General features: G+C 72.7%; 21 protein-coding genes and 1 pseudogene. 10 read left to right on the top strand and 12 right to left on the bottom strand.

Annotation, left to right across the window (positions count from 1 at the left end; translation table 11 throughout):
• The first annotated feature begins 136 nt into the window (after positions 1–136).
• Positions 137–883, top strand: coding sequence for a maleylpyruvate isomerase family mycothiol-dependent enzyme (locus J7E93_RS18500; RefSeq protein WP_215071018.1), 747 nt, complete (start codon positions 137–139; stop codon positions 881–883).
• Here the strand turns inward: J7E93_RS18500 and J7E93_RS18495 are convergent.
• A complete protein-coding gene (locus J7E93_RS18495; protein ID WP_215070833.1) occupies positions 870–1295 on the bottom strand; it encodes a MarR family winged helix-turn-helix transcriptional regulator in 426 nt (141 codons plus the stop codon). The genes J7E93_RS18500 and J7E93_RS18495 overlap by 14 nt on opposite strands.
• A gap of 87 nt (positions 1296–1382) precedes the next feature.
• On the opposite strand from J7E93_RS18495, the gene J7E93_RS18490 reads away from it, so the two are divergent.
• Positions 1383–2867: an MFS transporter gene (locus tag J7E93_RS18490; protein ID WP_215070830.1), complete on the top strand. Its 1485-nt coding sequence runs from the start codon at positions 1383–1385 to the stop codon at positions 2865–2867.
• 150 nt (positions 2868–3017) lie between these two features.
• Here J7E93_RS18490 and J7E93_RS18485 read toward each other — a convergent pair whose 3' ends face one another.
• The 3 genes from J7E93_RS18485 to J7E93_RS18475 all read right to left on the bottom strand — a co-directional run bounded on the left by J7E93_RS18485 (position 3018) and on the right by J7E93_RS18475 (position 6710).
• Complete coding sequence (locus J7E93_RS18485) at positions 3018–3683, bottom strand: response regulator transcription factor (RefSeq protein ID WP_215070827.1); 666 nt, start codon at positions 3681–3683, stop codon at positions 3018–3020.
• Between the two features lie 70 nt (positions 3684–3753).
• Positions 3754–4992, bottom strand: coding sequence for a sensor histidine kinase (locus tag J7E93_RS18480; protein ID WP_215070824.1), 1239 nt, complete (start codon positions 4990–4992; stop codon positions 3754–3756).
• A gap of 53 nt (positions 4993–5045) precedes the next feature.
• On the bottom strand, positions 5046–6710 hold the full coding sequence (locus tag J7E93_RS18475; protein WP_251066721.1) for an MMPL family transporter: 1665 nt from the start codon (positions 6708–6710) through the stop codon (positions 5046–5048).
• 124 nt (positions 6711–6834) lie between these two features.
• Here J7E93_RS18475 and J7E93_RS18470 point away from each other — a divergent pair.
• From J7E93_RS18470 to J7E93_RS18455, 3 genes and pseudogenes are all read left to right on the top strand, one after another.
• A pseudogene (locus tag J7E93_RS18470) lies at positions 6835–7625 on the top strand (BTAD domain-containing putative transcriptional regulator).
• A 204-nt stretch (positions 7626–7829) separates the two neighbouring features.
• Positions 7830–8075, top strand: coding sequence for a hypothetical protein (locus J7E93_RS18460; protein ID WP_215070816.1), 246 nt, complete (start codon positions 7830–7832; stop codon positions 8073–8075).
• A gap of 164 nt (positions 8076–8239) precedes the next feature.
• Positions 8240–8803 carry a dihydrofolate reductase family protein gene (locus J7E93_RS18455; RefSeq protein WP_215070813.1) on the top strand — a complete coding sequence of 188 codons (564 nt, stop codon included), beginning with the start codon at positions 8240–8242 and terminating at the stop codon, positions 8801–8803.
• A 19-nt stretch (positions 8804–8822) separates the two neighbouring features.
• Here the strand turns inward: J7E93_RS18455 and J7E93_RS18450 are convergent, their stop codons facing one another.
• Positions 8823–9620: a TetR/AcrR family transcriptional regulator gene (locus J7E93_RS18450; protein ID WP_215070811.1), complete on the bottom strand. Its 798-nt coding sequence runs from the start codon at positions 9618–9620 to the stop codon at positions 8823–8825.
• Between the two features lie 145 nt (positions 9621–9765).
• On the opposite strand from J7E93_RS18450, the gene J7E93_RS18445 reads away from it, so the two are divergent.
• Complete coding sequence (locus J7E93_RS18445) at positions 9766–10218, top strand: nitroreductase family deazaflavin-dependent oxidoreductase (RefSeq protein WP_215070808.1); 453 nt, start codon at positions 9766–9768, stop codon at positions 10216–10218.
• 46 nt (positions 10219–10264) lie between these two features.
• Here the strand turns inward: J7E93_RS18445 and J7E93_RS18440 are convergent, their stop codons facing one another.
• Complete coding sequence (locus J7E93_RS18440; protein ID WP_374105401.1) at positions 10265–11725, bottom strand: geranylgeranyl reductase family protein; 1461 nt, start codon at positions 11723–11725, stop codon at positions 10265–10267.
• 166 nt (positions 11726–11891) lie between these two features.
• Between J7E93_RS18440 and J7E93_RS18435 the strand changes: the two genes are divergently transcribed.
• Both J7E93_RS18435 and J7E93_RS18430 read left to right on the top strand, forming a co-directional pair.
• On the top strand, positions 11892–13265 hold the full coding sequence (locus tag J7E93_RS18435) for a dipeptidase (protein ID WP_215070803.1): 1374 nt from the start codon (positions 11892–11894) through the stop codon (positions 13263–13265).
• A 151-nt stretch (positions 13266–13416) separates the two neighbouring features.
• Positions 13417–14097, top strand: coding sequence for an MBL fold metallo-hydrolase (locus J7E93_RS18430; protein WP_215070801.1), 681 nt, complete (start codon positions 13417–13419; stop codon positions 14095–14097).
• Positions 14098–14191: 94 nt separating this feature from the next.
• On the opposite strand, the gene J7E93_RS18425 is transcribed toward J7E93_RS18430, so the two are convergent.
• Positions 14192–15235 carry an NUDIX hydrolase gene (locus J7E93_RS18425; RefSeq protein WP_215071017.1) on the bottom strand — a complete coding sequence of 348 codons (1044 nt, stop codon included), beginning with the start codon at positions 15233–15235 and terminating at the stop codon, positions 14192–14194.
• 203 nt (positions 15236–15438) lie between these two features.
• Here J7E93_RS18425 and J7E93_RS18420 point away from each other — a divergent pair, with 203 nt between their 5' ends.
• Positions 15439–15618: a hypothetical protein gene (locus J7E93_RS18420; protein WP_215070798.1), complete on the top strand. Its 180-nt coding sequence runs from the start codon at positions 15439–15441 to the stop codon at positions 15616–15618.
• A 142-nt stretch (positions 15619–15760) separates the two neighbouring features.
• On the opposite strand, the gene J7E93_RS18415 is transcribed toward J7E93_RS18420, so the two are convergent.
• Positions 15761–16729: an ROK family protein gene (locus tag J7E93_RS18415; RefSeq protein WP_215070795.1), complete on the bottom strand. Its 969-nt coding sequence runs from the start codon at positions 16727–16729 to the stop codon at positions 15761–15763.
• 153 nt (positions 16730–16882) lie between these two features.
• Here J7E93_RS18415 and J7E93_RS18410 point away from each other — a divergent pair, with 153 nt between their 5' ends.
• The gene (locus J7E93_RS18410) at positions 16883–17914 is read left to right on the top strand and encodes a LacI family DNA-binding transcriptional regulator (RefSeq protein ID WP_215070792.1); all 1032 of its coding nucleotides are present in this window, start codon (positions 16883–16885) and stop codon (positions 17912–17914) included.
• 80 nt (positions 17915–17994) lie between these two features.
• On the opposite strand, the gene J7E93_RS18405 is transcribed toward J7E93_RS18410, so the two are convergent.
• The 4 genes from J7E93_RS18405 to J7E93_RS18390 all read right to left on the bottom strand — a co-directional run bounded on the left by J7E93_RS18405 (position 17995) and on the right by J7E93_RS18390 (position 23060).
• Entirely contained in the window at positions 17995–18669 is a 675-nt protein-coding gene (locus J7E93_RS18405; protein ID WP_215070789.1) for a hypothetical protein, read from the bottom strand.
• Positions 18670–18741: 72 nt separating this feature from the next.
• Positions 18742–20556 (bottom strand): serine/threonine-protein kinase, encoded by a 1815-nt coding sequence (locus J7E93_RS18400; RefSeq protein ID WP_215070787.1) that lies wholly within the window; start codon positions 20554–20556, stop codon positions 18742–18744.
• Positions 20557–20643: 87 nt separating this feature from the next.
• Positions 20644–21933 (bottom strand): aldolase/citrate lyase family protein, encoded by a 1290-nt coding sequence (locus J7E93_RS18395; RefSeq protein WP_215070784.1) that lies wholly within the window; start codon positions 21931–21933, stop codon positions 20644–20646.
• A 152-nt stretch (positions 21934–22085) separates the two neighbouring features.
• Positions 22086–23060 carry an electron transfer flavoprotein subunit alpha/FixB family protein gene (locus tag J7E93_RS18390; RefSeq protein WP_215070782.1) on the bottom strand — a complete coding sequence of 325 codons (975 nt, stop codon included), beginning with the start codon at positions 23058–23060 and terminating at the stop codon, positions 22086–22088.
• Between the last annotated feature and the right edge of the window lie 32 nt (positions 23061–23092).

The following is a 23092-nucleotide window of genomic DNA, read 5'->3' as shown; positions in this document are numbered from 1 at the left end:
CGGCGAGACACCCCCTGAGCCTCGCCCACCGGGGCCGCGCTCCGGCCGCTCCGGCGCAGGGGTGTCCGCCGTGCGGACGAGCCGCCGCCGAGCGGCCCGAACTGACAGAATCCGCACCATGGACAGCGCGGAGACGATGAAGACCGGCGAGCACATCGAGGCTCTCGAGGCCGCCGGCCGCTCTCTGGCCGACGCCGCCGCCGAGGCGGGTGCGGACGCCCCGGTGACGACCTGCCCGGGCTGGCGGATCCGGGACCTCCTGCGCCACACGACGATGGTGCACCGCTGGGCGACCGCCTTCGTCACGGAGGGCCACACCTCCTACCACCCCGACGGCGGCGAGCCGGATCTCGACGGCGAGGAGCTGCTCGCGCACTACCGCGAGGGCCACACCCGGCTCCTCGCCGCCCTCCGCGCGGCGCCCGAGACCCTGGAGTGCTGGACGTTCCTGCCCGCCCCCTCCCCGCTCGCCTTCTGGGCGCGCCGTCAGGCGCACGAGACGACGGTGCACCGCGCGGACGCCGAATCGGCCCTGCCGGCCGGCGTCCCGGGCCCGATCGATCCCAGGGTCGCGGCGGACGGGATCGACGAACTCCTGCGCGCCTTCCACGGTCGCGACCGCAGCCGGGTGCGGACACCGGAGCCGCGGACCTTGCGCGTACGGGCGACGGACACCGAGGACGTGTGGACCGTACGGCTGTCGCCGGAGGCACCGCACACCACGCTCGACGACGTGGGCCCGGCCGACTGCGAGCTGAGCGGCCCCGCCGACCGCCTCTGTCTGACGCTCTGGAACCGGCTGCCGGACTCCGCGGTCCATGTGACGGGCGACGCGTCGCTCGCCCGGCTGTGGCGGGCGAACTCCGCCATCACCTGGTCGTAGCAGAGCCGGAGGAGTCCGCCTGAAGCATCCGGGTCAGCACGGCGCGCTGGATCGGCAGCACTTCCCCGTGCCGCTCCCGGCCGGCGTCCGTCAGTTCGACGCGCACGCCCCGCCGGTCCTCCGCGCACATCCCGCGCACGACGAGCCCGTCCTTCTCCAGACGGGCGATGAGCCGGGACAGCGCGCTCTGGCTGAGGTGCACGCGGCCCGCCAGCTCCTGGACCCGATAGGCCTTCCCACCGTCCGCCGGCGCTCCCTCGGCCAGGACGTCGAGAACCTCGAAGTCGCTGGCACCGAGTCCGTAGGGATGCAGCGCGCGGTCGAGTTCGCACATCGTCCGGGCGTGCAGCGCGAGAACGTCCCGCCACTCCTGTACGAGCGCGCGTTCGGGTTTGTTCGCAGACGCTGCCATGACCGCACGTTAGCAGAGAAGCCCCACTTTGTTGCATCGGAATTAAATGCGCTTGCACTCAATGCATGCGCATGTACTGTGCTGCGCATGACCTCTCCGCTCACCGCTCCCCCGTCGCAGGAACGTTGGAGTCCCCGCCTGTGGGGCACCCTGCTGGTGCTCTGCGCCGCGATGTTCCTCGACGCCCTCGACGTCTCCATGGTCGGCGTCGCCCTGCCCTCCATCGCCACCGACCTGGGCCTGTCCACCGCCACCCTGCAGTGGATCGTCAGCGGCTACATCCTCGGGTACGGCGGCCTCCTGCTCCTCGGGGGCCGCGCCGCCGACCTCCTCGGCCGCCGCCGGGTCTTCCTGATCGCCCTCGCCGTCTTCGCCCTCGCGTCCCTCCTCGGCGGGCTCGTCGACTCCGGGCCGCTGCTCATCGCCAGCCGCTTCATCAAGGGCCTCAGCGCCGCGTTCACCGCACCGGCTGGCCTGTCGATCATCACTACGACCTTCAAGGAGGGCCCGCAGCGCAACCGGGCCCTGTCCATCTACACGACCTGCGCCGCGACCGGATTCTCCATGGGCCTGGTCCTCTCCGGCCTGCTCACCGAGCTGAGCTGGCGCTGGACCATGCTGCTGCCCGCGCCGGTCGCCCTCATCGCCCTCGTCTTCGCGCTCCGGCTGATCCCGCACAGCGACCGCGGGGACGCGCGCGGCGGCTACGACCTGCCCGGCGCCGTCACCGGCACGGCCGCGATGCTGCTGCTCGTCTTCACCGTCGTCCAGGCACCCGAGGTCGGCTGGGCCTCCGCCCGTACGCTGCTCTCCTTCCTGGCCTCCGCCGTCCTCCTGGCCGCCTTCGTGGTGATCGAGCGGCGCAGCCCCAGTCCGCTGGTACGGCTCGGGGTACTGCGCTCCGGATCGCAGGTGCGGGCCCAGCTCGGTGCGGCGGCGTTCTTCGGCTCGTACGTCGCCTTCCAGTTCATCGTGACCCAGTACATGCAGTCGCTGCTCGGCTGGTCGGCGCTGCAGACGGCACTGGCGTTCCTTCCCGCCGGCGTGCTCGTGGCGCTCTCCTCCACCAAGATCGGTACGGTGGTGGACCGCTTCGGCACACCCCGGGTGATCGCGACCGGGTTCACCCTCCTCGTGGTCTCGTACGCGCTCTTCCTGCGGATCTCGCTCACCCCGCAGTACGCGGCCGTCATCCTGCCCTCGATGCTGCTGCTGGGCGCGGCCTGCGCCCTGGTCTTCCCCTCGCTCAACATCCAGGCCACCACCGGCGTGGACGACCACGAGCAGGGCATGGTCTCCGGCCTGCTCAACACCTCCATCCAGGTGGGCGGGGCCATCTTCCTGGCCGTGATCACCGCCGTCATCACGGCGGGCGGCGCCGAGGACGGCGGTTCCCCGCAGGCGGTCCTGGACAGCTTCCGCCCGGGTCTGACCGTGGTCACGGTCATCGCCCTGGCCGGTCTGCTGGTCACGCTGCCGGGGCTCCGCACGCGCCGCAAGCGGGAGTCCCTGGTGGTGGCCGGCTCCGCCACCGAGAAGACGGCGCCGGAGCCGGTCGCGGCCCGCGACTGACGACGGCACGGAAGGACACGGGTCCTGCTGCGGGTGTGGGCGCGGCCATGGAGGCCGCGCCCACACCCGTACCAGGACCCGCACCCGCACCCGCACCCGCACCCGCACCCGTACCAGGACCCGCACCCGTAGCCGTGTCCCGTACGTTCGTCAGCCCAGCCAGCCCGGGCGCACCAGGCCCGACTCATAGGCCAGGACGACGAGTTGGGCTCGGTCACGCGCACCCAGCTTCACCATCGTGCGGCTCACATGGGTCTTGGCGGTCAGCGGGCTGACGACCAGCCGCCGGGCGATCTCCTCGTTCGAGAGGCCGATGCCGACCAGAGCCATCACCTCCCGCTCGCGTTCGGTGAGTTCGTCGAGACCGGTCGCGCCGACGGGGGCCTTGGAGCGGGCGGCGAACTCCTCGATGAGCCGCCGCGTCACCCCGGGCGAGAGCAGCGCGTCGCCGTCCACGACCGCACGCACGGCCCGCAGCAGCTCCTCGGGCTCGGTGTCCTTGACGAGGAAGCCGGAGGCGCCGGAGCGGATGGCCTCGAAGACGTACTCGTCGAGTTCGAAGGTGGTCAGCATGACCACCTTCACCGCGCCGAGCTCCGGGTCGCCGGTGATCCGGCGGGTGGCGGCGAGGCCGTCGACCCGGGGCATCCGGATGTCCATCAGGACGACGTCCGGGCGCAGTTCGCGCGCCCTGGTCGCGGCCTCCTCGCCGTCGGCGGCCTCCCCGGCCACCTCGATGTCCGGCTGGGCGTCCAGGAGCGCGCGGAACCCGGCCCGCACCAGCGACTGGTCGTCGGCGAGCAGAACGCGGATCACGGGGTCTCCTGGGGACGGGGGTTCACGGGGCCTCGGGACGGTGGCTCACACGGTCTCCTCGGACGAGGGCTCACGGCGTCTCCTTCGGGCGGACGGGGAGGACGGCGTGCACCCGGAAACCGCCGTCCGCGCGGGTGCCCGCCTCGATCGTGCCACCGAGCGCGGCGGCCCGCTCCCGCATTCCGGCGAGTCCGTTGCCGCTGCCGCCCGCGTCGCCGCCGGTGGCGGGCCCTTCGTCGTCGATACGGAGGTCCAGTCGGCCGGGGCCGTAGCCGACCACGACACGGGCGGTACGGGAGCCGGAGTGGCGGACCACGTTGGTCAGCGCCTCCTGGACGATCCGGAAGGCGGCGAGGTCGGTGCCGGGCGGCAGCGCCACCCGTTCTCCCTCGGTCGCCGTGCGCACGGTCAGTCCGGCGGACGCCGCCTGCTCGACCAGCTCGGGGAGCCGGTCGAGGCCGGGGGCCGGGGTGCGCGGCGCGTCTCCCGGCGCGCGCAGCGTGTCCAGCACCTGCCGTACCTCCCCCAGGGCTTCCTTGCTGGCCGCCTTGATGGTGGTGAGCGCGGTGCGGGCCTGCTCGGGGTCGGTGTCGAGGAGCGCGAGGCCCACCCCCGCCTGGACGTTGATCACGGAGATGGAGTGGGCGAGGACGTCGTGCAGCTCGCGGGCGATCCGCAACCGCTCCTCGTCGGCCCGGCGCCGTTCGGCCGCGGCGCGCTCGGCACGCTGCTGCGCCCACTGCTCGCGGCGGACCCGGACCAGTTCGGAGGCGGCCAGGACCGCGACGACGAAGGCGGCGACGGGGATCTCCTGCCCCCACGGGCCGGGCCCGTCGTCGCCGGGCGGCAGGTAGCGGTAGAGCCAGTGGGCGATCAGCAGATGGCCCGTCCAGAGCAGGCCGACGGCCCACCAGGCCGCCCGTCGGTGGCCGTGCACGATCACCGCGTAACAGGCGACGGCGACGACGAGGAAGACCGGACCGTAGGGGTATCCGGCGCCGTAGTAGCCCAGGGTGACGGCCGTGGTCGCGAAGACCACCGGGACCGGATGGCGGTGCCGCAGCAGGAGCAGGGCCGCCCCGACGAGCAGCAGCGCGCGGCCGAGGGCGTCCAGCGACTCCCGGTCCGGCTGGTTCCTCGCCGCGAACCCGGAGCCCACCAGCAGGACGACCGCGACCAGAAGGGTGGAGCGCCAGGGCAGTCCGGTGCCGGGATCGCGGTCCGCCCACTCCCGCAGCCACGGCGGTCCGCCCCGCGCGCCGCGCGCCCAGGGCGGACCGCCGTGGCCGTGTGTCCGCTGTTCGTCCATGCACGCCACGCTAGACGCGGACGGGCCGCGCGGGCGTCAGCCGGGCGTGGTGATCACACGTACTCCCGCTGGAGTACGCCCTCCGGTGTCCGCGAGCTCCTCGGACTCCTCGGCTCCTCGCTCAGGCCGAAGAGGCGGTGCAGGCGGCGCAGCGGTCCCGGAGCCCACCAGTTGGCGCGGCCGGCGAGACGCATGGCGACGGGCAGGAGCACGACCCGGATGAGGGTGGCGTCGACCAGGACCGCCAGGGCGGTGCCGACGCCCAGCTCCTTGAGGAACACGACACCGCCGGTCGCGTACGCGGCGAAGCTCAGGGCCAGGATGCCGGCGGCGGCGGTGATCAGCGGGGCACTGCGGCGGATGCCGGCGACGACGGCCCGTTCGGTGTCGCCGGTCCGCTCGTACTCCTCCTTGATGCGGGCCAGCATGAACACCTCGTAGTCCATGGAGAGGCCGTAGACGACGCAGAACATCAGGACGGGGATGCTCGGCTCGATCGAGCCGGTGGGCGTGAAGCCGAGCAGCGAGGCGAAGTGGCCGTCCTGGAAGACGTACACGAGACAGCCGAACATCACCGACAGGCTGAGCAGATTGAGGACCGTGGCCTTGGCTGGCAGGAGGAGGCTGCCGGTGAGGAGGAAGAGGATGACGAAGGTCGCGGCCAGGACGAGGCCGATGACGAGCGGCAGCCGGTCGAGGAGGGTGGTGCGGAAGTCGGCGGTCTCGGCCGGGTAGCCGCCGACCAGGACACCGGGCGGGCCGTCGGTGGTACGGATCCGCTCGACGAACGCGGGCACGTCCCCGTACATCGCCTGCTGGGTGGGGACGACGGCGAGCAGGGCCGCGCCGCTCCTCCCGTACGTGGGCGGCTCGACGCGGAACACGCCGGGGAGGCGGGCGAGTTCGGCGGCGCGTTCCTCGCGGTAGCGGGTGATGAGGAAGAGGCTGTAGTCGATGCCGAGGCCGAGCCCCAGGACGAGCGCGATGTTCGCGGAGAAGGTGGAGACCGGCGTGACCTGGGCGAGGAGGCGCAGCCCGGCAAGTGTGCCGACGACCGAGAGCAGCCCCGTGCCCACGGTGATCAGAGCGGCGGCGGTACGGCGGTGGACAAGGATGAGGAGAAGGAGGACGGCGGGCAGGACGAGCGCCTCGGCGGTGAGGAAGTCGGTGCGGGCCTGTTCGCCGACCTGGCGGGAGATCTCCTCCTGGCCGCCGACCTGGACGGTGAGTTCGGGTGTGGTGCGGCTCAGAAGGGGCGACAAGACGGCGAGTAGGGCGCGGGTGTCCGTGGCGCTGCCTTCGAGACGGGCGAGGATCAGGCCGCGGCTGCCGGCGTTCGAGCGCAGTGCGGGGCTCCCGCCGTCCCAGTAGGCCTGGGCGTGGGTGACGTGCGGCAGTGCGGCGACCTCGGCGGCGAGGGCGCGCGCGGCGCGGGCGGTGGCCGGGTCGTCGATGTCGCCGCCGCGGGCGGTGACGAGAAGGGCCAGGTTGGGATTGCCGGTGGAGAAGTCCTCGCGCAGGACGCGGGCGGCCTCGACGGACTCGGTGCCCGGCGCGTCCCAGCGGGCGAGGTCGAGGCCGGCCTGGGCGCCGGCGCCGTAGACGCCGAGGCCGAGGAAGAGGAGCAGGGCGGTGAGGAGCACGGCACGGCTGCGGCGGACGGCGAGGCGGCCGAGGCGCGCAAGGGGGGTCGGCTTCGGTCGGGGTTCTTGCTGCATGGGGCCACGCTCGGACGGCCCGCTGACCGGCCGCTGGAAGACCCGCTGGAAGACCCGCTGGAAGACCCGCTGGAAGATCCGCCGGACACCCGGCGGGGACGAAGGCCCGGGATAGGCTCGACGGATGGCCGACACGATCCGCTTCGAACTCCTCGGACCGCTGCGGGCCTTGCGCGCCGGCGAGGAGCTCCCGCTCGGACCGCCGAAGCAGCGGGCCGTACTCGCCGTCCTGCTGCACCTCGACGGGCGGTCGATGGCGTACGGAAGCCTCGTCGACGCCGTGTGGGGCGCCGAACCCCCCGTACACGTACGCAATCTCGTCCAGAAGTACGTCTCCGGGCTGCGCCGCGCGCTGGGCGAGGCGGGTCCCGAGCCCGTGTGGACGGGGAGCGGTTACCGGCTGGACGGGGCCCGGATCGACGATCTGCGCGAGCGGGCGGAGTGGGTGCGGGGCGCGGTCGCGGCGCGCGAGGCGGGGGATCTGCGTCGCGCCGGTGAACTGGCCGTCGGGGCCGAGTCGTTGTGGCGCGGCGAGTACGCGGAGGGGCTGCCCGGGCCGTACCTGGAGGCCGAGCGACGGCGCTGGGCGGAGAAGCGAATGCTGGCCCTGGAAGCGCGCCTGCAAGGGGGCGTCGCGCTCGGCTGGTACGAGGAGTGTGGCACGAACTGGTACGGCTGGTGGCGGCGCATCCGCTGCGGGAGCGGCCGGTGGCGCTGTTGATGCCGGCCCTGTACCGGGATGGGCGTTCCTCCGATGCGCTGCTCGCGTACGAGGAGGCGCGGGGCAGGATCGCGGAGGCGATGGGCGCCGACCCCGGACCCGCTCTGCGCACGCTCCACGAACGGATCCTGCGCCAGGATCCGGCACTCCTGGGCGGGGTCACGGAGATGGTGGGACGGGCCCCGGCGGCCTGAGCGGTGTGCGGGGTGTCCGGCATGTTCGGTGCCCGGGGTGTCCCGCGTGTTCGGGGTGTTCGCCGCGTCGTCCGGTGGCCCGCCTGGGCGGACTCGGGTGCCAGCCGGTCGTACGCGATCTCCGCCCGCTCCGTTCGTACGCGGCTGCGCGGCGTCCCGAACCGGCAGCGCCGCGCGCAGCGCCTTGGCGAACGCGTCCACCGCATGTCCGCTGCGACAGGCCAGGGCGTACGCGGTCGGCTCGCCCGCTTCGCCGGCGGTCAGCACGACGGCGAGCGTGCGGCCCTTCGGGCCCCGCGCTTCCACCCGCTCGATCGCCTCCACGGGTATCCGGCGGCGCACGCCAATCGACTCCAGCAGCAGCGTTCCGGACTCCAGCCGTGCCCGGTCTCCGGGCCGGCCGTGGAGTCAGGAGACGAGGTTGTTGAGGCCACCGCCGCAGCCTGGTGACAGGGCGGGAAACGCGGTGACGGTTTGCGACGACCTGGGGTGTGAGGTTTTCTCGACGAAATGGTCTCGTGCGGCGACTCGGCCCAGGGAATACCGCGAGCCGCGATGAGTTCTGCGGCGTGCGGCGGTCCTACTGTCGAACCCGTTACCGAGGAGGGCTTCCGATGCGCAGGGTGACCTATTCGATGAACGTCTCACTTGACGGCTACATCGTCGGGCCGGACGGCGACTTCGACTGGACGGCCCCCGACGAGGAGGTCTTTCGCTTCTGGATCGACGAGATACGAGAGGTCGGCGTTCACCTGTTGGGACGACGGCTGTACGAGACGATGCTGTACTGGGAGACCGCCGACCAGGACCCCTCGCTCGACGACTCGATGCTCGAGTGGGCCGCGCTCTGGAACCCGCTCCCGAAGGTGGTGTTCTCCACCACGCTGTCGGCGGTGCAGGGCCATGCCCGCCTGGCCTCCGGCGGCCTGGCCGAGGAGATCGAGCGGTTGCGGGCCGAGCCGGGCGAGGGCGACATCGCGATCGGCGGCGCGACCCTCGCCGCCGAGGCGGCCTCCTTGGGTCTGATCGACGAGTACCGGGCCATGGTCTACCCGGTACTGGTCGGCGGCGGCATCCCGTTCTTTCCCCGACGCGAGCGCCGGGTGGATCTCGAACTCGTCGAGACCCGCACCTTCACCTCGAAAGTCGTCTACCTCCGCTACCGCGTGGCACGCTAGCCGGCTCGTCCACCGAGCCCTAAGGAGTGGCTCGCCTATTCTGCCGGGCTCGCGGCAGCAGGCCCACCTCGCGAGCGAGGCGGGCGGCCGAGGCGGTGAAGAACGTCTCGCGATCCTCGACGATGCGGTTGAACTGCCCGAACACCTCGAAGGAGACGAGGCCGAAGAGCTGCGACCAGGCCGCGACGAGGGCGACGACGAGGGCGGGCGGCAGGTCGGGGGCCGCGTCGGCGGCGAGGCGCTCCGCCTCGGGACGCAGCTCCGGCGGGAGCGGGGGCAGCGCGATCCCGTCGGTGGCGAGGGCGTCGCGGGCGATGGCGATCAGGACGAGGCCGACGCGGGAGGCGGGGCCGACGGTGTCCTGCGGGGCGGAGTAGCCGGGGACCGGGGAGCCGTAGATCAGGGCGTACTCGTGGGGGTGGGCGACGGCCCAGGAGCGGACGGCGCGGCAGACTGCGGTCCAGCGGTCGAGGTGGTCGTGCGGGGCGGCACCGGCCTGAGCGGCGGACCGAACGCCGGCCTGGGCGCCGGACCGAACGCCGGCCTGGGCGCCGGCCCTCAGGACCACCTCGGCGTCGGCCTGCTCGGCGGCGGCGCCGATGGCGTCGTAGGCGTCGACGATGAGGGCGGTGAGGAGGTCGTCGCGGCTGGGGAAGTACCGGTAGAGCGCGGACGACACCATGCCGAGCTCGCGGGCGACGGCGCGCAGCGAGAGCTTGGCGGCGCCCTCGGCCGCGAGTTGGGCGCGCGCCTCGTCCTTGATGGCGCTGGTGATCTCGATACGGGCGCGGGCGCGGGCTCCTCGAACGCTGGTCATGGAGAGCAGTGTGCCACCTTCAGAGCACCGCACTAAATCGAGAGCACCGCTCTTGCTTCGGTGCGGCGATCCGTGCACACTGGTCTCAAGCGAGAGCAGTGCTCACAGAAGAGAGCGCCGCTCACGAATCTTCGGAGGAGCTTCGATGGCGTCCACCCCGTACTACCTCCAGGGCAGCCCCCTCGCGATCCGCTTCAACGGCGTCGTCGGCTGGCTCGCCCGCCACGGCATCAGCCTGCTCGGCTCGGCCGAGCTCTCCGTCCGGGGCCGCAAGAGCGGCCGGATGCAGCGCATCCCGGTGAACCCGCACGAGCTGGACGGGGTGCGGTACCTGGTCTCCGCCCGCGGCCATTCCCAGTGGGTCCGCAACATGCGCGCCGCCGGCGGCGGAGAGCTGCGCGTCGGCCGGAAGGTCCGCACGTTCACCGCGCAGGAGCTCCCGGACGAGGAGAAGCTGCGGGTGCTGCGGACCTACCTGGAGCGCTGGGGCTGGGAGGTCAACCAGTACTTCCAGGGCGTGACCGCCAAGTCCTCCGACGCGGAGATCCTGGCGGCCGCTCCCGATCACCCCGTCTTCCGGATCACGACGACCTCGTGAGCCGGGGGCAGGCCGGGCGGCTCTCCCCCGGCCCCTGGCGCCCTGCTCAGTCCCCAGCCCGCTCCGAACGAGCCCCGGAGCCCGTATCGGACCCCGCCCCAGAGCCCGTCTCGGACCCCGCCTCCGAGCCCGTCTCGGAACCGGTCACGGAGCCGGCCTCGCGGCCAGACTCGGAACCGGGCTCAGAACCGGGCTCAGAACCGGAGACGGGGGAGTCCGCGCCGCCCTCCGGCCGCGCAGCCACGCCCCGCACCCCCGCCCCACCGGTCGACTCCATTCGGCGGTCGAGGAGGTCCAGCGCCCGGCGCGCCACCCCGTTCGAGCGGACGAGCCCGGCCAGCGAGGTCGAGCCCCGGGTGATGTCCGTGAAGGCGTTCCAGGCCGGACGCAGGCCGGTGATCGTCGCGTGCAGCAGCCCCGGCCGACGCTCGAACAGCGCCAGCATGCGACGCCCGACCGCCATTTCCACACCGAGCCCCGCCTTGATGGCGAAGGCGTAGTTCAGCGCCTGGCGGCGCGCGTCGACGGCGTCGTTCGCCTCGGCGATCCGTACCGCCCACTCCCCCGCGAGCCGACCCGAACGCAGTGCGAAGGAGATGCCCTCGCGGGTCCACGGCTCCAGCAGACCGGCCGCGTCACCGCACACCAGCACCCGCCCCCGCGACAGCGGCGAGTCGTCGCTCCGGCAGCGCGTCAGATGACCGGACGAGATCGCGGGCTCGAAGCCCGCGAGCCCCAGGCGGGCGATGAAGTCCTCCAGATAGCGCTTGGTCGCCGCTCCCTCACCGCGCGCCGAGATCACGCCGACGGTGAGCGTGTCGCCCTTGGGAAAGACCCAGCCGTAGCTGCCCGGCAGCGGCCCCCAGTCGATGAGGACGCGCCCCTTCCAGTCCTCGGCCACCGACCGCGGCACCGGGATCTCCGCCTCCAGGCCGAGGTCCACCTGGTCGAGCTTGACCCCGACATGTGCTCCTATCCGGCCCGCGCTGCCGTCGGCGCCGACGACCGCCCGCGCCAGCACCGTCTCGCCGTCGGCGAGCACCACGGCGACGGTACGCCGGTCAGGCACGGCCGGTCCGTGCTGCTCGACCCGGGAGACGGTCACGCCCGTCCGGAGCACGGCACCCGCCTTCTGCGCCTGCTCGACCAGGCCGGCGTCGAACTCGGGCCGGTTGATGAGCCCGAAGAGCATCCGCCGCGAGCGGCGCGTACGGGCGAATCGGCCGTTCATGGAGAAGGTGACGGCGTGCACCCGGTCCTGCAGCGGCAGTTCGAAACCGGGCGGCAGCGCGTCACGCGAGGGCCCGATGATGCCGCCGCCGCAGGTCTTGTACCGAGGGAGCTCGGCCTTCTCCAGGAGCAGCACCCGACGGCCGGCGACAGCCGCCGCGTACGCCGCCGACGCACCCGCCGGGCCGGCCCCGACCACGACCACGTCCCAGACGGTCGCGGCATCCTCCGACAGTCCCGCGCGTACCTCTTCGGCGTCTGCGTTCTCGCTGCTCACGATGTGCTTCTGCTCCTGATCCGACCGATGGTCCATGCCCTTGCGGCATCCTACGGCGCGGCCCGCGAGGACCGGAGCCTTAGGATCGACAATGCGTTCGCCGTACCACCGACATACGGCGTCGTCCTGACAACGTCACAACGTCGCACCCACCAGGAGCGTGCCCATGACCGCCCATCCGATCGCCGAGACCGTCGCCGCGCTGATGCCCCGCGCCAAGGCGGAGCTCACGGAACTCGTGGCCTTCGAGTCGGTGGCGGACGAGGCGGTGGCCCCCCGGAGCGAGTGCGAGGGGGCCGCGAACTGGGTGGCGGACGCGCTGCGCGCCGAGGACTTCCAGGACGTGGCACTGCTCGACACCCCGGACGGTTCGCAGTCCGTGTACGGCGTGCTGCCCGGCCCCGTCGGCGCCCCGACCGTTCTGCTCTACGCCCACTACGACGTGCAGCCGAAGCTGGACGAGTCGGCGTGGATCACTCCGCCGTTCGAGCTGACCGAGCGCGACGGCCGCTGGTACGGGCGGGGTGCGGCCGACTGCAAGGGCGGCTTCATCATGCACCTGCTGGCGCTGCGCGCCCTCAAGGCGAACGGCGGGGTGCCCGTCACGGTCAAGGTGATCGTGGAGGGCTCGGAGGAGCAGGGCACGGGCGGTCTGGAGCGGTACGCCGAGGCGCACCCCGAGCTGCTGACCGCCGACGCGATCGTGATCGGCGACACGGGCAACTTCCGGGTCGGCCTGCCGACGGTGACCGCGACCCTGCGCGGGATGACGATGATCCGGGTCCGCATCGACACCCTCGAAGGCAACCTGCACTCGGGCCAGTTCGGCGGCGCCGCGCCGGACGCGCTGGCCGCGCTGATCCGCGTCCTGGACACGCTGCGGGCCGAGGACGGCTCGACCGTCATCGACGGCCTGCCGGCGGACGCGGTGTGGGACGGCCTGCAGTACCCGGAGGAGGACTTCCGCAGGGACGCCAAGGTCCTCGACGGAGTGGGCCTGGCGGGCAACGGCACGGTGGCGGACCGCATCTGGGCCCGTCCGGCCGTCACGGTCATCGGCATCGACTGCCACCCGGTCGCGGGCGCGACCCCGTCGATCCCGTCGACCGCCCGCGCGCAGATCAGCCTGCGGGTGCCGCCGGGCCAGGACGCCGCCGAGGCGACCCAGCTGCTGTACGCGCACATCCAGAAGCGGGTGCCGTGGCACGCGCGGGTGAGCTTCGAGCAGGTCGGCCAGGGCCAGGCGTTCAGCGCGGACGTGACGAGCCCGGCGTACACCTCGATGGCCGAGGCGATGCGGATCGCTTACCCGGGTGAGGAGATGCAGGCCTCAGGCATGGGCGGCTCGATCCCGCTGTGCAACACGCTCGCCGCGCTCTACCCGAAGGCGGAGATCCTGCTGATCGGGCTGAGCGAGCCGGAGGCGCAGATCCACGCCGTGAACGAGTCCGTCTCGCCCGAGGAGCTGGAGCGGCTGTCGGTGGCCGAGGCGCACTTCCTGGTGAACTACGCCCGCTCGAAGCAGGGTCAGCAGGGTTAACACGGTCCGCGGGCTCAACAGGGGCAGCGGAGTCAGCCGAGTCCGCCGGGTCAGCGAAGTCGGCAGGGGCAGCGGGGGTTAAGCGTTCGGCGAAGCTCGCCCAGAGCGTAGACCGATGCGGCGGACGTGCGTGCCCGCGTACGTTCGCCGCATGGACCTCATTCCGATCACTCCGCGGCTGCACCTGCTCGATTTCTCCATCGGCCAGGCCTATCTCTGGCAGGACGAGGGCGAGTCGACCCTGGTCGACGCCGGCTGGGTGGGTTCGACCCCGGAGATCGAGGCGGCGCTACGGGCCGCGGGCTCGGACCCCGCGCGCCTGCGCCGGATCGTCCTCACCCACTGCCACCGCGACCATGTGGGATCCGCCCAGGAGTTGGCGGACCGCCATGGTGCGGAGATCCTGGCCCACCGCCTCGACGCGCCGGTGATCCGGGGCGAAGCGCCGGTCCCCGAGCCCGTGTTGCTGGACTGGGAGATCCCGCTGTACGAGCACGGCCTGACCGTCCCCGAGGCACCGCCCACCCGGGTCGACCGGGAGCTGGAGGACGGTGACGTGCTGGACTTCGGCGACGGGGCCATGGTGGTGCACACCCCCGGGCACACGGCTGGGTCGATCACGGTCCATCTCCCGCGCCACGGCGTGCTGTTCACGGGCGACACGGTCGCCTCCGTGCAGGGCGTGACCCTCGGCGTCTTCCATGTGGACCGCGAGCGCGCGACGGCCTCGATGCGGCGCATGGCCGGGCTGAAGCCCTCGGTGATCTGCTGCGGCCACGGCGCGCCGGTGACACAGCACGCCGCGGAGGCACTCGCTGCGGCATCGTCGTAGGCCGGCCGGCCCTGGCTCCGCCGACCGGCACCTCCTCGTAGCCCGGCCGGCCCCGGCTCAGCCGACGGGCACCTCGCCGTAGGGCGGCCTGGGCTCAGCCGACCGGCACCCCGGCCTCCAGGTTCAGTACGGTGCCGCGTTCGCGGGCGCGCAGGGCCCAGCGGAGACGGCGGTAGCGAACGGGCGGCAGCAGGTCGGCGGCCTCCTCCTCGGTGACGAAGCGCCAGCCGCGCAGTTCCGCGCCGGGCAGGAGGAGCCGCTCGGCCTCCGCGGCGGGCAGCCGGCCGCCGTCGAAGAGGAGCCGGAGGCCGCCGTAGCCGGGCGGTTCGGGCCGTTCCCAGTCGACGAGCAACAGGCCGGGTACGGAGTCGAGTTGGAGCCCTATCTCCTCGGCGACCTCGCGCATGCCGGCGCGGGCGGGCGGTTCGCCGGGCTCGACGACGCCGCCGGGGAACTCCCAGCCCGGCTTGTACGTGGGATCGACGAGCAGGAAGCGGTCGTGCTCGTCGAAGAGCAGCACTCCGGCCGCGAGGGTCTCTCCGGTGGGTTCGGGGGTCTGCACGATGCCGCAGGGGGCGACCGTGCCGGAGGCGACCGCCTCGGCGACGGTGCGGGCGGTCTCGGCGGTGGTGAGTGCGGAGGTGTCGACCATGTAGGCGTCGGCGCCCAGCCAGTCGTGCACGGCGGTGAGGTAGGGCTCGATGTGGTCGTAGGACCACTGGCGGACGCGGGTGAGTTCCTCGGGGTCGGAGTGGTCGGGTGTCCGGCCTCGTATCCGCTCGCGCAGGATCGTTTCGTCCGGGGCGAGCAGGACGTGCCGCACCTGAATGCGCCGGGCGGCGAGTCCGCCGAAGATCTCGTCGCGGTACTCCTGGCGGAGCAGGGTCATCGGGACGACGAGGACCCCGCCGACCTCGGCGAGCAGGGCGGCGGCGGTGTCCACGACCATGCGGCGCCAGATCGGCAGGTCCTGGAAGTCGTTGACCTCGGCGAGCCGCTTCTGCGGCAACAGCCAACTCATCGCGCCGCCGATGAGCTCGGGGTCGTACAGTGTGCTGTTCGGGATCAGATCGACCAGCTCGCGCGCGGTGCTGGACTTCCCCGCGCCGAACGCACCGTTGATCCAGACGATCACGATTCCCCCTCTTCGGTAGCCCTCAGTGGCTTGCCCGGAACACCCTGCCACGGAAACCCCCGGGGGGAACCGGAGGGGTCCCATCGCGCGTCGGACAGAACAAACGGGGTATGTGAGACGCCTCACGGAACGAACGCGCGTGCGGCCCGGTGCGTAACACTGCGCTTCGGACCGTCGTTGGACCGGCGAGGCAAGGGGGTACGAGGATGATCCGCACGGTATTGGAGAGGTTTCCCGCAGGAGGCCCGCGGGGCAGCTGGCCCGCCGAGGAGTTCGCCAGTGCGCGCCGGGACGAGGGGCTCGAGGCGGAGGTGGTGATGGACCTGGAGTCCGACACGTTCCTGGTGATCGTCTCGCAGAGGACGCCCCAGAGCGTCGGCGCCTGACCGCCGGTGCCGAGCGGCCGCCCGCATGCTCGCCGCACGCCGGAAGCCGGCCGCGCAGGCCTCAGGCCGCATGCTCGCGCCTCGCCGGAAGCCGGCCGCGCAGGCCTCAGGCCGCAGGCACCGGAACGGCACTCTCCGAATCTCAGCCCGCGAGGCGGGTCGCTTCGGGGCGGCTGCTCGGGAACGCGGCCGCCGCGGCGCCGAGGAGTCCGGCGTCCGTGCCCGTGAGGGCGGGGACGACCTCCAGGCCGCGGACGAACGACAGCGTGGCGTAGGCGCGCAGGCTGCGGCGGAGCGGGGCGAAGAGGACTTCTCCGGCGCCCGCCACTCCCCCGCCCACGACCGCGATGTCGATCTCGACCAGGGTCGCGGTGGCCGCGATGCCGGCCGCCAGCGCCTGCGCGGCACGTTCGAAGGAGGCGACCGCGATCGGGTCCCCCGCCGCCGCCGCGGCGGCCACCGCGGCGGCCGAGGTGTCGCCCTCGGGGCCGGGCCGCCAGCCGTTCTCCAGGGCGCGGCGGGCGATGTGGGGGCCACTCGCGATCCGCTCGACACAGCCACGCCCGCCGCAGGCGCATGGGTCGCCGTCCAGGTCCACGCTGATGTGGCCGATGTGACCGGCGTTCCCCGTGGGGCCGGAGTGCACCTTCCCTCCGAGCACCAGACCACCGCCCACGCCCGTCGAGACGACGAGGCAGAGTGCGTTGTCGTGGCCACGGGCCGCGCCCTGCCAGTGCTCGGCCGCCGTCATGGCGACGCCGTCGCCGACCAGGGTGACCGGTCGGCCGTCCACGGCCCGGCCGACCCGCTCGACCAGCGGAAATCCGCGCCAGCCGGGGACGTTGACGGGGCTGACCGTGCCCGCGGCGGCGTCCACGGGACCCGCGCTGCCGATGCCCACCGCCTGCGCCGCGTCCCACAGCGGGGTGGCCGCCAGCTCCGCGAGCACCTCCTCGACCGCGCGCATCACCGTCTCCCCGTCCTCCCGGGCGGGAGTGGGCCGTTGGGCCCGTACGAGAAGGCGACCGGCCCCGTCCACCAGCGCGCCGGCGATCTTGGTCCCGCCGATGTCGAGGGCGACGACGGGGCCGGCGGCGAGGTCCGTATGCATGGGCGCGGTATCTCCAGAAGGGCAGCCGAGGGCGGTTGATCGGTGTGACCTACAGTCTCTCCCCCTCTGACAACGTTGTCCAGGGCCTATGCTCGACAACATCACGACGGCATCCGACGAGCCCGTCCCGACGAGACAGAGGATCTGCGCACTGTGGCCGAGACCGCCCGCCGCCCCGAGCACCGCTACGGCAATCGGCCCACGATGAAGGACGTCGCCGCCCGGGCGGGCGTCGGGCTGAAGACGGTCTCCCGCGTCGTCAACGGCGAAGCGGGGGTCACGCCGGACACCGAGCGCCGGGTGCAGGAGGCCATCGACTCCCTCGGCTTCCGGCGCAACGACAGCGCCCGGGTTCTGCGCAAGGGCCGTACCGCCTCGGTCGGTCTGGTCCTGGAGGACCTCGCCGACCCGTTCTACGGTCCGCTCAGCCGCGCGGTCGAGGAGGTCGCCCGGGCCCACGGCGCGCTGCTCATCAACGGATCCAGCGCGGAGGACCCGGACCGGGAGCAGGAGTTGGCGCTCGCTCTGTGCGCGCGCCGGGTCGACGGGCTCATCGTGATCCCCGCGGGCACCGACCACCGCTATCTGGAGCCGGAGATGAAGGCCGGTGTCGCCACCGTCTTCGTGGACCGCCCGGCGGGCCGGATCGACGCCGATGCCGTTCTCTCGGACAGCTTCGGCGGCTCCCGCGCAGGGGTGGCCCATCTGATCGCGCACGGCCACCGCCGGATCGGGTTCATCGGTGACCAGCCCCGCATCCACACGGCGACCGAGCGACTGCGCGGCTACCGGGCGGCGATGGAGGACGCGGACCTGGAGGTCGAGGACGCCTGGCTCTCGCTCGGCCCCACGGACCCGGAGCGGGTACGGGACGCGGTCACGGCGATGGTGTCGGGGCCGGAGCCGGTCACGGCGCTCTTCGCGGGCAACAACCGGGTGACGGTCACGGCGGTACGGGCACTGGCCGGCCGCGAACACCCGGTGGCACTGGTCGGGTTCGACGACATCGAGCTCGCCGACCTCCTCGGCATCACCGTCATCGCCCAGGACGCGGCGGCCCTCGGCCGCACAGCGGCCGAACGCCTCTTCCGCCGCCTTGACGGCATCGAGGAGGCACCGTCCCGGGTGGTTCTGGGCACGAGGCTGATCGCACGCGGCTCCGGCGAGATCCCGCCGCCGGCCTAGGTCTTGTCCGTCAACGACGCGACCTCACGTCATGGTCCTGATCACCGCCGCTGGCGAAGATCTCGAACTGGCGGGTGACACTAGGTCCGGTCGGGAGCCTTGATCGGGACGCAGGCGAATTCGTCGGTGTCCACCATGGCTTCCTTCGTGGGGCCGCACAGCTCGAACGACGTCGCCTTCTCCGTGTCCGGCAGGCTGAACCCGACCACGCCGATCTTGGTCACGCCTCGCTCGATGTCGCGCCCGAGGAAGGACTCGCGCCAGCTGTAGCTGCGCCAATCGCCGCCCGCGTCCTCCTGGACGTCGTCGAGCTCGACGATCTCGCTGCTGGGGTACGCCTCGCCGTAGCAGTAGCCGCTCTCCCCGAACTCACACGGCCGTTCCGTCGACTTGAACTTCAGCCGAAGATACTGGAGCTTGACGTCCTCGACCCCGCGGTCGGCGAGCTCCCCGGTCACCGCGACATAGACGGCGACATAGTGCTTCCCGGCGTCAGCCGACTTGCCTGCCAGTTCGGGTGTCCAACTGGTGTCCACGGGTTTCACCCGCACGCCGAGCCGCATCCCCGGTTCGGTCGTCACGAAGTCCTTGCCCGGGAAGTCGGCGAACGTGGTGTACCTGGGCTGTGAGGCGGTCGGTGTCGACTCCGCGCTGGTGGGCGGCGGTTCGCTCTTGGAGTCACCGTCCCCGCCCGAACATCCCGCCACCAGTACCAGTGAGCCCACAGCAAGCGCGGTCACCATGCGAGTCGACACGTATCCCCCTCAGGCCGGAAAACCGAGCCGCATCATAGCGAGTGGGACCGCGTGCGCGCCCCGGCGAACGGCTCAGCAGACCGGCAGGCCCGGCACCGGCTGGTCGTTGTCGCCGCCCTTGATGTACACGACGCTGAAGTAGACGTCGGTGTTGCCGCTGTCGTCGTCCGTCCTGGCCCACCAGACGTTCGTCCACTCGCCGGACGTCTCCCGCCGGCCCAGATCGGCCTGGCAGTAGAAGTAGTTGGTGCCGGCGTTGAGGATCCCCATCTGGGCGCCCGAACGGCTGTACGTCTTCTCCGTGCGCCACACCTGGCAGTCGTACGTGCCACCGCCCGTGGGGTGGCAGACGGGCGCCGGCTGCGTGGGCGATCCGGCGCCGCCCGTCGTGGTCGAGGACCCGCTCGTGCCACTGCCGCCGCTCGTCGTGGAGCCGGTGGTGCCACCGCCGGTGGTGCCCCCACCCGCCGTCGTCCCGCCGCTGCCCGAGCCCGGCACCGGCGCCTTCGTCGCCGCCGAGGGCGACGGGGAGGCGGGCTTCGTCGTGCCGTCCTTCGACGGCGTGGCCGAAGCGGACGCGCTCGCGGACGCCGTCGAGCCGACGGAGCCGGGGTCGATCGCCCGGCCGGGGCTTTCGGCGGCGGTCGGCGACGCCTGGCCGCCTGCCAGTTGCTTCTCCTCGGAGCCGCCGTCCCGCTCCACCAGGGCGTACGTCACTCCGCCGCCGACGAGCAGCACGGAGGCGACCGCCGCGGCGACCAGCGCCGTGGAACGCTTCCGTTCGGAGGCCTTCCCCGCCCCCGAACGGCCGGCCTCCGGTATCGCGGCGGCGGGCGGGGCGACGGGGTGCGGAGCCTGCGGCGACCCGTGCCCGAATCCGTCGCCCTGGTGGAGGGAGGCCGGGCCGAACCCCGCCGGGCCGAACCCCTCCGGCTGGTGCGGCATCGCGTTGCGCTCGGTCGGCACTGGTACGGGTACGGGTCCCGGGCCCGCGTACGGCGTCGCGCCCATCACCCCAGTTGCCGGAGTCGCCGCAGTCGCCGTGGCGTCCTGGCCCTGGGCCACGGCGGTCAGCAGCCGGGCCGCCGACCGGGCGTCGGGGCGCCGTGCCGGGTCCTTGTCCATCAGTTGCTGGAGTACGGGGGCGAGCGCACCGGCTCTGCGCGGCTCGGGCAGCGGTTCCACGACGATGGCGTTGAGCGTCGACCACGTCGAGGTCCGCCGGAAGGGGGAGGAGCCCTCGACGGCCGCGTACAGCGTGGCGCCGAGCGCCCAGACGTCGGAGGCGGGTCCGGGCTGTTGGCCCTGGGCGCGCTCCGGCGCCAGGTAGTCCAGGGAGCCGACGATCTCGCCGCTGCGGGTCAGACGGGTGGTGGAACCGTCGCCGGGGTCGTCCATGGCGGCGATGCCGAAGTCGGTGAGGACGACCCGCCCGCTCCTGTCGAGCAGGACGTTGCCCGGCTTCACGTCCCGGTGGAGCACACCGACGTCGTGTGCGGCGGCCAGCGCCTCCAGGACCGCGGCTCCGATCGCCGCCGCCTCTCGCGGGTCCAGGACCCCGCGCTCGCTCAGCACGTCGTCGAGCGAGGGCCCGTCGACGAGCTCCATGACGATGACGGGCCGGCCCTGATGCTCGGTCACGTCGTGGACGGCGATGACCCCGGGATGCCGTACGCGGGCCGCCGCTCTGGCCTCCCGCTGCATCCGCAGGTGCAGATCGGCCAGTTCCGGCCCCGACGAGTCGTTGTAGGTCCGCAGTTCCTTGACGGCGACCTCGCGACCGAGGACCTCGTCGACGGCCCGCCAGACCACGCCCATACCGCCGCGGCCCAGTCGGCGCACGACCCGGTAGCGGCCGGCCAGCCGCTCGTTCTCCCCCGAAGACACCGATGCCCCGTTCTCTGTGAGCTGTGTGGAACGCGTACAGAGTACGGGGCCCCGGTCACGGCCTCCGCGCGGGTGGTTCCGGTGCGGTTACTGCGCCGTCGCCGTCAGATCTCCGCGGCGCGGGGCCGCGAAGCGGGCCAGGTCGGCGCGGGTCATGCCGGTGAGCGCGTCGACCTCGGCGGTGTCGAGGGCGCCGCAGTCGATGCCGCGCAGCAGGTAGGAGCTGAGCGCCTTGGCCGTGGCGGGCTCGTCCATGACATCGCCGCCGGCGTGGTTGGCGTAGGCGGAGAGGCGCTTCGCGGCGGTCTCGAATCCCTCGCGGTAGAAGGCGAAGACGGCGGCGTAACGGGTGGGGATGTGGGCCGGGTGCATGTCCCAGCCCTGGTAGTAGGCGCGGGCGAGGGCGCGGCGGGTGAGGCCGTAGTGGAGGCGCCAGGCCTCGTGGACGTGCTCGGTGGAGCCGACGGGCAGGACGTTGGTGGAGCCGTCGGAGACCCGTACGCCGGTGCCGGCGGCGGCGACCTGCATGATCGCCTTGGCGTGGTCGGCGGCCGGGTGGTCGCTGGCCTGGTAGGCGGCGGAGACGCCGAGGCAGGCGCTGTAGTCGAAGGTGCCGTAGTGCAGTCCGGTGGCGCGGCCCTCGGCGGCGTCGATCATGCGGGCGACGGCGGCGGTGCCGTCGGCGGCGAGGATGGACTGGCTGGTCTCGATCTGGATCTCGAAGCCGAGGCGGCCGGCGTCCAGGCCGTGGGCCTTCTCGAAGGCCTCCAGCAGGCGGACGAAGGCGGAGACCTGCTCGGGGTAGGTGACCTTGGGGAGGGTGAGGACGAGGCCGTCGGGGAGGCCGCCGTTCTCCATGAGGCCGGTGAGGAAGATGTCGGTGGTGCGGATGCCCCGGTCGCGTACGGCGGACTCCATGCACTTCATCCGGATGCCCATGTAGGGGGCGGCGGTGGAGTTCTTGTACGCCTCGGCGATCAGCCGGGCGGCGCGGGCGGCGTCGTGGTCCTCGTCGGCGCCCGCGTAGCCGTCCTCGAAGTCGACCCGCAGGTCTTCGATGGGCTCGCGCTCCAGCTTGGCGCGGACGCGGCCGTGGACGTCCTCGGCGAGGCTGTCGGGGAGGCCGAGGACGGCGGCGAAGGAGGCGGCGTCGGGTGCGTGCTCGTCGAGGGCGGCGAGGGCCTGGTCGCCCCAGGAGCGGATGGTTCCGGCGTCGAAGGCGTTGCCGGGGACGTAGACGGTGTGGACGGGCTGACGGGTTCCCGGGTCTCCCGGGTAGCGCCGGTCGAGCTCGGCGTCCACCGCTGCGAGGGAGGCGCTGATGCCCTCGCTGACCGCTCCGGCGAGGCTCGTCGACACCTTCTCCTGCTGACCCATCCCACATCCTCCTGTTTTCCGCTTCACGGAATCAACAATCCGTATAGCGAAGTTAGTAGTCCGCCGGGACCTGAGTCAATGGTTGTCCGAAACGGCCCGGGGCCGCGCGGTGAAGGATCACCGTGCGGCCCCGGGCGCGACAGAAGCGCAGGTCAGCCCTTGCGGGTCTTGACCTCTTCGGTCAGCTGCGGGACGACGTCGAAGAGGTCGCCGACCACGCCGTAGTCGACGAGGTCGAAGATCGGGGCCTCGGCGTCCTTGTTGATGGCGACGATGGTCTTCGAGGTCTGCATGCCCGCGCGGTGCTGGATCGCGCCGGAGATGCCGGAGGCGATGTACAGCTGCGGCGAGACCGACTTGCCGGTCTGGCCGACCTGGTTGGAGTGCGGGTACCAGCCGGCGTCGACGGCGGCGCGGGAGGCGCCGACGGCCGCGCCGAGGGAGTCGGCGAGCGCCTCGATGATCGCGAAGTTCTCGGCGCCGTTGACGCCACGGCCGCCGGAGACGACGATCGCGGCCTCGGTCAGCTCCGGGCGGCCGGTCGATTCGCGCGGGGTGCGCGCGGTGACCTTGGTGCCGGTGGCCAGCTCGCCGAAGGAGACCGTGAGGGCCTCGACGGCGCCGGCGGCCGGGGCGGCCTCGACGGGGGCCGAGTTCGGCTTGACCGTGATGACCGGGGTGCCCTTGGAGACACGGGACTTGGTGGTGAAGGAGGCGGCGAACGCGGACTGCGTCGCGACCGGGCCCTCGTCACCGGCCTCCAGGTCGACGGCGTCGGTGATGATGCCGGAGCCGATGCGGACCGCGAGGCGGGCCGCGATCTCCTTGCCCTCGGCGGAGGACGGGACGAGCACGGCGGCCAGGGAGCCCCCGGCGGACACCGCCTCGTACGCGGCCTGGAGCGCGTCGACCTTCGGTACGACGAGGTAGTCGGCGAACTCGGGGGCGTCGGCGGTCAGCACGCGGGTGGCGCCGTGCTCGGCCAGGGCCGGGGCGGTCTCGGCCGCACCGCTGCCGAGCGCGACGGCGACGGGCTCGCCGAGGCGGCGGGCCAGCGTCAGCAGCTCCAGGGTGGGCTTACGGACGGCTCCGTCGACGTGGTCGACGTAGACGAGAATCTCAGCCATGGGACTTCAATCTCCTGCGAACGAAAGAGGGG

The organism is Streptomyces sp. ISL-36, assembly GCF_018614205.1.
In the GTDB taxonomy this organism is placed as follows: Bacteria; Actinomycetota; Actinomycetes; order Streptomycetales; family Streptomycetaceae; genus Streptomyces.
This window is presented reverse-complemented; position numbering and strand designations above follow the sequence as displayed.

Coding starts and splice junctions, on each gene's coding strand:
- J7E93_RS18500 (WP_215071018.1), top strand. CDS start 137: ATGAAGACCGGCGAGCACATCGAGGCTCTCGAGGCCGCCGGCCGCTCT.
- J7E93_RS18495 (WP_215070833.1), bottom strand. CDS start 1,295: ATGGCAGCGTCTGCGAACAAACCCGAACGCGCGCTCGTACAGGAGTGG.
- J7E93_RS18490 (WP_215070830.1), top strand. CDS start 1,383: ATGACCTCTCCGCTCACCGCTCCCCCGTCGCAGGAACGTTGGAGTCCC.
- J7E93_RS18480 (WP_215070824.1), bottom strand. CDS start 4,992: ATGGACGAACAGCGGACACACGGCCACGGCGGTCCGCCCTGGGCGCGC.
- J7E93_RS18475 (WP_251066721.1), bottom strand. CDS start 6,710: ATGCAGCAAGAACCCCGACCGAAGCCGACCCCCCTTGCGCGCCTCGGC.
- J7E93_RS18460 (WP_215070816.1), top strand. CDS start 7,830: ATGTCCGCTGCGACAGGCCAGGGCGTACGCGGTCGGCTCGCCCGCTTC.
- J7E93_RS18455 (WP_215070813.1), top strand. CDS start 8,240: ATGCGCAGGGTGACCTATTCGATGAACGTCTCACTTGACGGCTACATC.
- J7E93_RS18450 (WP_215070811.1), bottom strand. CDS start 9,620: ATGACCAGCGTTCGAGGAGCCCGCGCCCGCGCCCGTATCGAGATCACC.
- J7E93_RS18445 (WP_215070808.1), top strand. CDS start 9,766: ATGGCGTCCACCCCGTACTACCTCCAGGGCAGCCCCCTCGCGATCCGC.
- J7E93_RS18435 (WP_215070803.1), top strand. CDS start 11,892: ATGACCGCCCATCCGATCGCCGAGACCGTCGCCGCGCTGATGCCCCGC.
- J7E93_RS18430 (WP_215070801.1), top strand. CDS start 13,417: ATGGACCTCATTCCGATCACTCCGCGGCTGCACCTGCTCGATTTCTCC.
- J7E93_RS18420 (WP_215070798.1), top strand. CDS start 15,439: ATGATCCGCACGGTATTGGAGAGGTTTCCCGCAGGAGGCCCGCGGGGC.
- J7E93_RS18415 (WP_215070795.1), bottom strand. CDS start 16,729: ATGCATACGGACCTCGCCGCCGGCCCCGTCGTCGCCCTCGACATCGGC.
- J7E93_RS18395 (WP_215070784.1), bottom strand. CDS start 21,933: ATGGGTCAGCAGGAGAAGGTGTCGACGAGCCTCGCCGGAGCGGTCAGC.
- J7E93_RS18390 (WP_215070782.1), bottom strand. CDS start 23,060: ATGGCTGAGATTCTCGTCTACGTCGACCACGTCGACGGAGCCGTCCGT.